The following is a 6,886-nucleotide window of genomic DNA, read 5'->3' on the forward strand; positions in this document are numbered from 1 at the left end:
GTCACATGCCCATCTCGACCGGGACCGGGACGGTCGCCAAGAGTTCTTCCATGACCATGGCCTTCGAGGACTTGATCTCGCCCTCGAGCGTCAGTGTCAACCGATGAGCGAAAACGTACGGGGCCAAGAACTTGATGTCCTCTGGTGTGACATAGTCACGATTGTGGATATAGGCATAGCTTTGCGCGGCTTTCGAGAGAGCGATCGTCGCACGTGGACTGATGCCCGTCTGAACGTTCTGGTGGCTACGTGACGAGGTCGCGATTGAGACGATATAACGTGACACGTCTTTCGAGATGTGAATTTTCATTGCATCGGCTCGATATTGTAAGAGTTGCTCAAAATCGACATTCGCTAAAATGGTCTTACGGGTCTCGGTGACGGATTCCTCTAGCAATTGAAGTTCGAATTCCTCAGTCGGATACCCTGTATGTAGACACATCATGAAGCGGTCAAGCTGCGCATCAGGCAAAGAGAATGTGCCGGATGATTCAATCGGATTTTGCGTCGCGATGACGAAGAAAGGGGTAGGTAGATGATATGTCTTGCCCCCGACCGTCACCTGTCGTTCTTCCATCGCTTCGAGCAACGCGGACTGCGTACGTGGGACCGCCCGGTTGATTTCATCGATGAGCACGATGTTGGAGAAGATCGGGCCTTGCTTATTTTCAAACTCTTGCGTCTTCAGGTTAAAAAAATCCGAACCGATAATGTCAGATGGTAATAAGTCGGCTGTGAACTGGATCCTTGAAAAGTCGCCATGGAAACTCGTCGCCAATGTCTTTGCCAACATCGTCTTCCCAGTGCCCGGGACATCTTCCAAGAGCACATGTCCGTTCGCCAGCAGCGACGTCACACACAGTTCGACCACTTTCGGGTTGCCCAAATAAACTTGGTTGATTTCTTCAATCATTGCACGAATGTTCATCAAGATCGCTCTCCTTTATGGTGTTGTATGTACTGTCTGACAGATACTTTGAAATCATGAAGTGAGCGCTCGTCGATTACGTCTCGTTCTCCATATCGTACATCGGCATACGGCTTCGCAGATTGATCGAATTGAATGCGTGCAAACCACTCTGAGACGGTCTCGTACGGTTTTCGTTTTTGAGCGTCGCTCAAGGCATCATTCAACGCCACGAGTAGTTTTCCAAGCTCAGTATCAGAGGCATAGAGAACGATTGGTGTGGTCGTGGACACTGTGTTCATGTTGGCTTGCGCTGACAATGGTCTCTCGTCAGCCGAGGACGGTGTCGCTTTGCGGCGCCGCTTGTCCCACCAATCCCGTACGCGCTTGTAGTACTTGAGAAATAGAATGAGCAAAAGACCTACAGCCGCCCATTTCAGGACGTCTGAAGCAGTATTTTGATTCTCACCGGTAATTTTTTTCTCAAAGCGTACTTTCGACAAAAGATCATCCCATTTCGCTATATCATTAGTGTCCTCTAGATTGTCTACTTTATCAAAGGTTGCCGACTCACCGTCGATATACCTTGGCTTCCCAGACATGTCTTGTTGGGTGGGACGATCTACAATCATTCCATATAGGAAAGTGCCTCCGATCTTAACTAAAGCGACGATGATCAAGGTCGATATGATGAAATAATACATTCTTCTTTTCTGCATAAACCCTCCTTCATTTTATTCTTCGAAAAGGTAAAAGCATAAATCAATCTTTCAAACGAGTTCAGTAGAGTAAGTTAATTTATACTTAAATATTCCATTATAAAAAAATAATGTCAATAATTGAATTTAAATACATCTAGAGGCTGTTAACCACCAACTTTTTAATTCGTCGTATAATAAAGAAATCTTAAGCGATGCGGAGAGAAGCGAATGCAGACTCATTTACAGCATATGATGAAGTTCTGGAACATCCGCGTCAGGTCCGACGAGTCAGACCTCGATTGGGACAGGTTGAACAGTTTCACAGTATCAAGGTGAAACTTTTTTCAAATAAACGACGTATACTAAAAGAGAGACGGACAACGCGTCCGAACGGATAGGGGGAAACACCAATGTCAGACATAGAAACAGTACCAGCATCACTCAGCGGAAAACTACCGATCGAAGCACGGACCGTGTTCCGGTTGTCTAGCGCCATCTTTTACTTGATCGGGCTCGTCATCACCGGCGGTCTCGTCGTCGCCTCGCTCTATTTTGACTGGCCGACGTGGCTTCAATACACGATGTACGCCTTGCTCGCCATCGATCTTATCTATAGCGCGATCGACATCATCGTGTTCCAAAAGTGGAAACAAGAACGCTTCACGTATGACGTAAAACCGCTCGAGATACGATTGCATCATGGCATCATCACGACACACGACGTGTTGATCCCGATGACGAAAGTGCAATACGTCCACGCCCAGCAAGGGCCGTTGCTCCGGAAATATGGTCTGCAGACGATCACGATTGGCACCGCGGCCGGGTCGCATGAGATCTATGCGATCGAAGAGTCGTTCGCGAAGACGCTCCGTGAACAAATCGCGGTCTACGCCCGGATTGAAGAGGAGGATGTCGTATGACGGAAGCGACGCTCACTTGGCATCGTCTACCGACTCGCGTTTTACTGTTACGTGTTTTAGAGGTCATCAAGTCGTTTATCATCCCGCTCGTACTGCTGTTTGTGATCAATAACGACTGGAGTTCGACGTTCGGCATCATTTTGCGCGTCGGGATCTTGCTTTTTCTCTTACTAGACGTGATTCAAAAATTCTTCGGCTGGCGTAATTTCCGCTACGCCTTGGACGACAAGACGATGTATATCATCGATGGGAATTGGATCAAAAAAGAGAAGTCGCTCCCGCTCTATAAAATTCAAAGCGTCCATTCGAACAGCCCGTTCCTTTATCGTCTGCTCAGTGTCGTCGAGTTGACGTTCGATACGAACGCGAACAGTGATGACGCCTCGTTCAAATTGGCCGGGGTGCTCCCACAGGAAGCGCAACGGTTAGAGGACATCCTCGACCAATCGCGGCAACGCAAGACCGAGACCGAACCGACACTCGAAGGCGAAGCAATCGAAGCCGTGACGGAAAAACCGGCCGGCGTCATGCTCTATGCCTTGTCGACACGCGAGATCATCATCGCATCACTGACATCGCTGTCGGTATTCGCCATCTTCCCGGTCGCTTCGACAGTCGTGTCCTCAATCGATGACTTCATCAACCTTGATGGAACGTTCAATCAAATCGAGGACTGGGTCGTCCATGCCTCGTTCATCGCGCTAGGATTATCTGTTCTGACGATTCTGATCATGTCTTTAATCATCGGGACTGTCATCAACTTCATGAAGTATGGAAACTTCCACCTCGAACGAAGAGGTGACCGGGTCCGCGTCGAGAAAGGACTTTTGAACCGTTCAGCGAAAGAAATCCCGTATGAGAAGATTCAAGCGATCCGCATCAAAGAAACGTTCATCCGGCGCTGGTTCAATATCGTCGGTGTCGAGCTCGTCGCAGCGGGCACGATGGACGAGTTAAAAGATGAGTCGTCGACGATTCTTCCGTTCGTAAAACGGAACAAGGCGATGGCCGTGCTGAACGAACACTTCAATCAGTTCACATGGGCCGATACGCTCCATCGTCTGCCGACACGTTCGCTTTGGATCAAGTTGATGCGCATCAGTTGGTTCGGTCTCATCATCAGTGGCGTCGTCCTTTATTTCTTCCGCGATTACGCCTGGTGGCTCGTCTTGTTGTGGGCCATCATCATTAGCGGCCGCGTGTTGAACTACATGACGACCCGCTATGCTCGGAACGATGACTTCATCGAGCTTCGGACAGGTGCGTTCAACGTCCGTTCGTTTTTAACTGATAAACCTCGGATCGAACGGGTAGAAGTGACGCAGACGCCGCTCCAACGCCGCTTTGGATTATGTAACGTCCAATTGTCGACGCGCGGCGGTCTCTTATCCGTCGAGTCGATTGAGGACATCCCGCGCCAAGAGGCGGACGCCATGCTCGCCTGGTTCTCACGCTATACAGTAGAGGCAGACATGAAAACATCGGTTTAACCTCAACTCAGACAAACTAAAAAGACGAACCAAGTCGCAATAGGCGATGTGGTTCGTCTTTTTAGTTCGAACAGCTAATAAAAAAGTATGGCGCGTCTGAGCGCTTGCGCGATGTTTTTCATAAAGAGGACTGTGTGGGGGCTTTGGGAAGCACGATCGTAAACGTCGTTTCCCCCGGTTGACTGCTCACATGAATTTCGCCCTCATGCAAATCGACGATAGACTTGGAGATGGCGAGACCTAGACCTGATCCGCCGGTGTAGTGGGCTCGTGACTTTTCGACTCGAAAAAATCGTTCGAACACGAAGGGGAGATCACGGGAGGGGATCGCCTCCTCCCCATAATTCGTCATTTTGATGAAGACCGCTCTATCCGTATCTTCAACGAACGTATCGATATACGTTCCGTCACGCCCATAACGCATCGCATTCTCGAGTATATTCTCGAACACGCGCACGAGCTTCAACGCATCGCCTTCAACGATGGGCCGTTCGGCTGAAGAACTGAATCTTGCTTCCATCTCAACTTCTAAGAGACGTAATCGGGACTGCGTGATGAGCTGATTGAGCAATTCATCGAGATGGACCTCGCTTTTTTGTAGGACGATGCGGTCGTTTTGTAGAAACGTATAGTCAAAGATATCGTTAATCAAACCTTTCAGATTGCTCGCGTTCTCATGGATCACTTGGATGTAATGACGCAATTCGACCTCGTCCCGGTAACGGTCACTATGAATCAAGTCAAGGTAGCCGGTGATGGACGTGAGCGGGGAACGTAAATCGTGCGCGACGTTCGTCACGAGTTCGTGCTTCAATCGATTTGCCTGAATCAATTCATACTCTGCTTTTGCCGCACTATTCGAGATGCTGCGGACGGTTGCCATCAACCGGTCTAGCTCTGGCGGGACATCTTGTTCAACCGCATCACAGTTGGCGTGGAGTTCTTCCACAAGTGATGTCATCCGCTCAATATGAAACTGTAAATAACGTTTATGCTCATACTGATAGATCAAGACGAAACAAACGGCGACCATTAAACTATAAAACAGGAATAACACACCTTCACGGAAATAGGAAAGGACGATGACAAGACTTTCCACAAATCGTGAAGACTCCTCAAAGTACCAGACGGCAGGCAGTAAGAGAACGCCGCTCAGTGTGGCGACCCCAAAAGTAATCAACACATATAGCAGACGTTTCCACATGGGGATGAACGTTATGACGCGCCATATATTATGTCTCAATTTTATATCCCACTCCCCACACCGTATGAATGATGACTTCATGTGGCACAACGGAATGTAATTTCTCACGGATGTTACTGATGTGAACCATCACGGTCTGGTTCGTCCCGACGCCGTGCTCTTGCCAGACAGTCTCAAAAATCTCTTCTGAACTATATACCCGGCCTTTATGTGTCGCCAGTAAATATAAAATCTCAAATTCACGTGCCGTCAATCGAATCATCTGCTCTTGCATCGTGACGGTGTGGCTGGCTCGATCAATGAGAAAAGGTCCTGCTAATACGCTTGAGGACTCACTGGGTCGATTGTAATTGGAACGGCGTAGTAATGCTTTAATACGAGCCATCAACTCGAGCGGGTTGAACGGTTTGATGATGTAGTCATCTACACCCGTCGTCAATCCCAATATTTTATCCATATCACCAACTTTGGCACTGACCATGAGGATCGGGATCTGACTCGTCTGGCGCACCCGCTTACAAAACTCAAGCCCATCCATCCGAGGCATCATCCAATCTAAAATAATTATGTCAAACGGTTCTTGGTTAAATAAAGCAAGCGCCATCTCCCCGTCGGTAGCCATCGTCGTGTGATACCCGTCATTCTTTACATACACATCAATCAGTTCTGCGATTTGGACATCGTCATCCACTAACAAGATTTTTGTCATGCCTAAAACTCCCTTGCGAATTAAAGTTGGAAATTCTGATACAAACGTCGGAACGGAGCGTATTGGACGACGAAGCGAACGAGTAGAAAGCCTAAGAGTGCGCCAAGCGCATTCGCCAATAAATCATTCACATCCGTGCTTCGTCCACTGCCTAGTATCGTACGCACCAATAATTGTGTCAGTTCAAGGATCAGACTAAACTGAAACCCTCGTTTAAGTATTTCTTGTGTCGTGATCGCCGGTTTCAAAAATGGAAGAAAACAGCCGAATGGGAGGAACATCACGATATTCAGCAAAAATGAATGCAAGTCGATGGTCAAAACCGGAATGAAATTAATCGTTCTCCACCATGGGACTTGGTTCGCGTATTTTCCTAAATTGACGTCAATCGGGAAAAAGACGAAGTGAAGGACACCTAATAAGTATATCCCGAATGATAGAAGCAAAATCGTTTGTGCGACTTTTACATTCTTTTTACGAAACGACCAGACGAGTAACGTGATCAATCCGAGAATCGCGAGCGGGATGAGGACGACCTTTGATTCGATTGTGAACATAATTGAATAATCTTGATTATACATGGTTGTAAACCTCCTAAGAATTTGAACTGCCTTTATCGTAGATGACAGTTCTAAAGATTTCTTAAAGGAGTTATAAATGAAATCTAAAAAAAGGCAAAGCGTCTCGCCTTACCCCAAGGTTTATTGAACAATGGACCAAGAAATGAACTCGGATTGCTATCGGGTGACCCAGTGGTTGTTCGTCACGTCAAATTCATCGTTTTCGTGTTTCTAATACTGAAAACCTGGAACAGATATGGTATGATGCAAGTAGAAAGAGACCGGTGCTCGATACACCGGCCTCTGGCTCACAGGCTACCACTTTAAGAGTGGCCCAGCCGCCACAATGGTTAGTGAATCAGAAAGTGACCCATCTCATTGCGCCGAGGGGGTCA

7 protein-coding genes are annotated in these 6,886 nt (G+C 47.7%); 2 read left to right on the forward strand and 5 right to left on the reverse strand.

Annotated features, from left to right (window positions below; genetic code table 11):
• Nucleotide 1: 1 nt before the first annotated feature.
• Together A6395_RS00930 and A6395_RS00935 are read right to left on the reverse strand one after the other, a co-directional pair.
• Nucleotides 2–928 (reverse strand): AAA family ATPase, encoded by a 927-nt coding sequence (locus tag A6395_RS00930; RefSeq protein WP_071397495.1) that lies wholly within the window; start codon nt 926–928, stop codon nt 2–4.
• Nucleotides 928–1,626 carry a hypothetical protein gene (locus A6395_RS00935; RefSeq protein ID WP_071397496.1) on the reverse strand — a complete coding sequence of 233 codons (699 nt, stop codon included), beginning with the start codon at nt 1,624–1,626 and terminating at the stop codon, nt 928–930. Before A6395_RS00935 ends, A6395_RS00930 begins: the two co-directional genes overlap by 1 nt.
• A 392-nt stretch (nt 1,627–2,018) precedes the next feature.
• Here A6395_RS00935 and A6395_RS00940 point away from each other — a divergent pair, with 392 nt between their 5' ends.
• Complete coding sequence (locus A6395_RS00940) at nt 2,019–2,528, forward strand: PH domain-containing protein (RefSeq protein ID WP_071397497.1); 510 nt, start codon at nt 2,019–2,021, stop codon at nt 2,526–2,528.
• A complete protein-coding gene (locus A6395_RS00945) occupies nt 2,525–4,018 on the forward strand; it encodes a PH domain-containing protein (RefSeq protein WP_071397498.1) in 1,494 nt (497 codons plus the stop codon). The genes A6395_RS00940 and A6395_RS00945 overlap by 4 nt, the downstream gene beginning before the upstream one ends.
• A 118-nt stretch (nt 4,019–4,136) precedes the next feature.
• On the opposite strand, the gene A6395_RS00950 is transcribed toward A6395_RS00945, so the two are convergent.
• From A6395_RS00950 to A6395_RS00960, 3 genes are read right to left on the reverse strand one after another with little or no spacing between them, the layout of a single operon-like run.
• Nucleotides 4,137–5,201 carry a sensor histidine kinase gene (locus A6395_RS00950; protein ID WP_233589539.1) on the reverse strand — a complete coding sequence of 355 codons (1,065 nt, stop codon included), beginning with the start codon at nt 5,199–5,201 and terminating at the stop codon, nt 4,137–4,139.
• A 49-nt stretch (nt 5,202–5,250) separates the two neighbouring features.
• Nucleotides 5,251–5,931, reverse strand: a complete 681-nt coding sequence (locus A6395_RS00955) for a response regulator transcription factor (protein ID WP_071397500.1) — start codon at nt 5,929–5,931, stop codon at nt 5,251–5,253.
• Between the two features lie 20 nt (nt 5,932–5,951).
• Nucleotides 5,952–6,512: a VanZ family protein gene (locus A6395_RS00960; RefSeq protein ID WP_071397501.1), complete on the reverse strand. Its 561-nt coding sequence runs from the start codon at nt 6,510–6,512 to the stop codon at nt 5,952–5,954.
• Nucleotides 6,513–6,886: the final 374 nt, after the last annotated feature.

The organism is Exiguobacterium sp. SH31 (genome assembly GCF_001816105.1).
In the GTDB taxonomy this organism is placed as follows: Bacteria; Bacillota; Bacilli; order Exiguobacteriales; family Exiguobacteriaceae; genus Exiguobacterium; species Exiguobacterium aurantiacum_A.

Bases quoted from the DNA above. Each gene is read 5' to 3' on its own strand.
- A6395_RS00930 (WP_071397495.1), bottom strand. From the start codon at position 928: ATGAACATTCGTGCAATGATTGAAGAAATCAACCAAGTTTATTTGGGC.
- A6395_RS00960 (WP_071397501.1), bottom strand. From the start codon at position 6,512: ATGTATAATCAAGATTATTCAATTATGTTCACAATCGAATCAAAGGTC.
- A6395_RS00940 (WP_071397497.1), top strand. From the start codon at position 2,019: ATGTCAGACATAGAAACAGTACCAGCATCACTCAGCGGAAAACTACCG.
- A6395_RS00955 (WP_071397500.1), bottom strand. From the start codon at position 5,931: ATGACAAAAATCTTGTTAGTGGATGACGATGTCCAAATCGCAGAACTG.
- A6395_RS00935 (WP_071397496.1), bottom strand. From the start codon at position 1,626: ATGCAGAAAAGAAGAATGTATTATTTCATCATATCGACCTTGATCATC.
- A6395_RS00945 (WP_071397498.1), top strand. From the start codon at position 2,525: ATGACGGAAGCGACGCTCACTTGGCATCGTCTACCGACTCGCGTTTTA.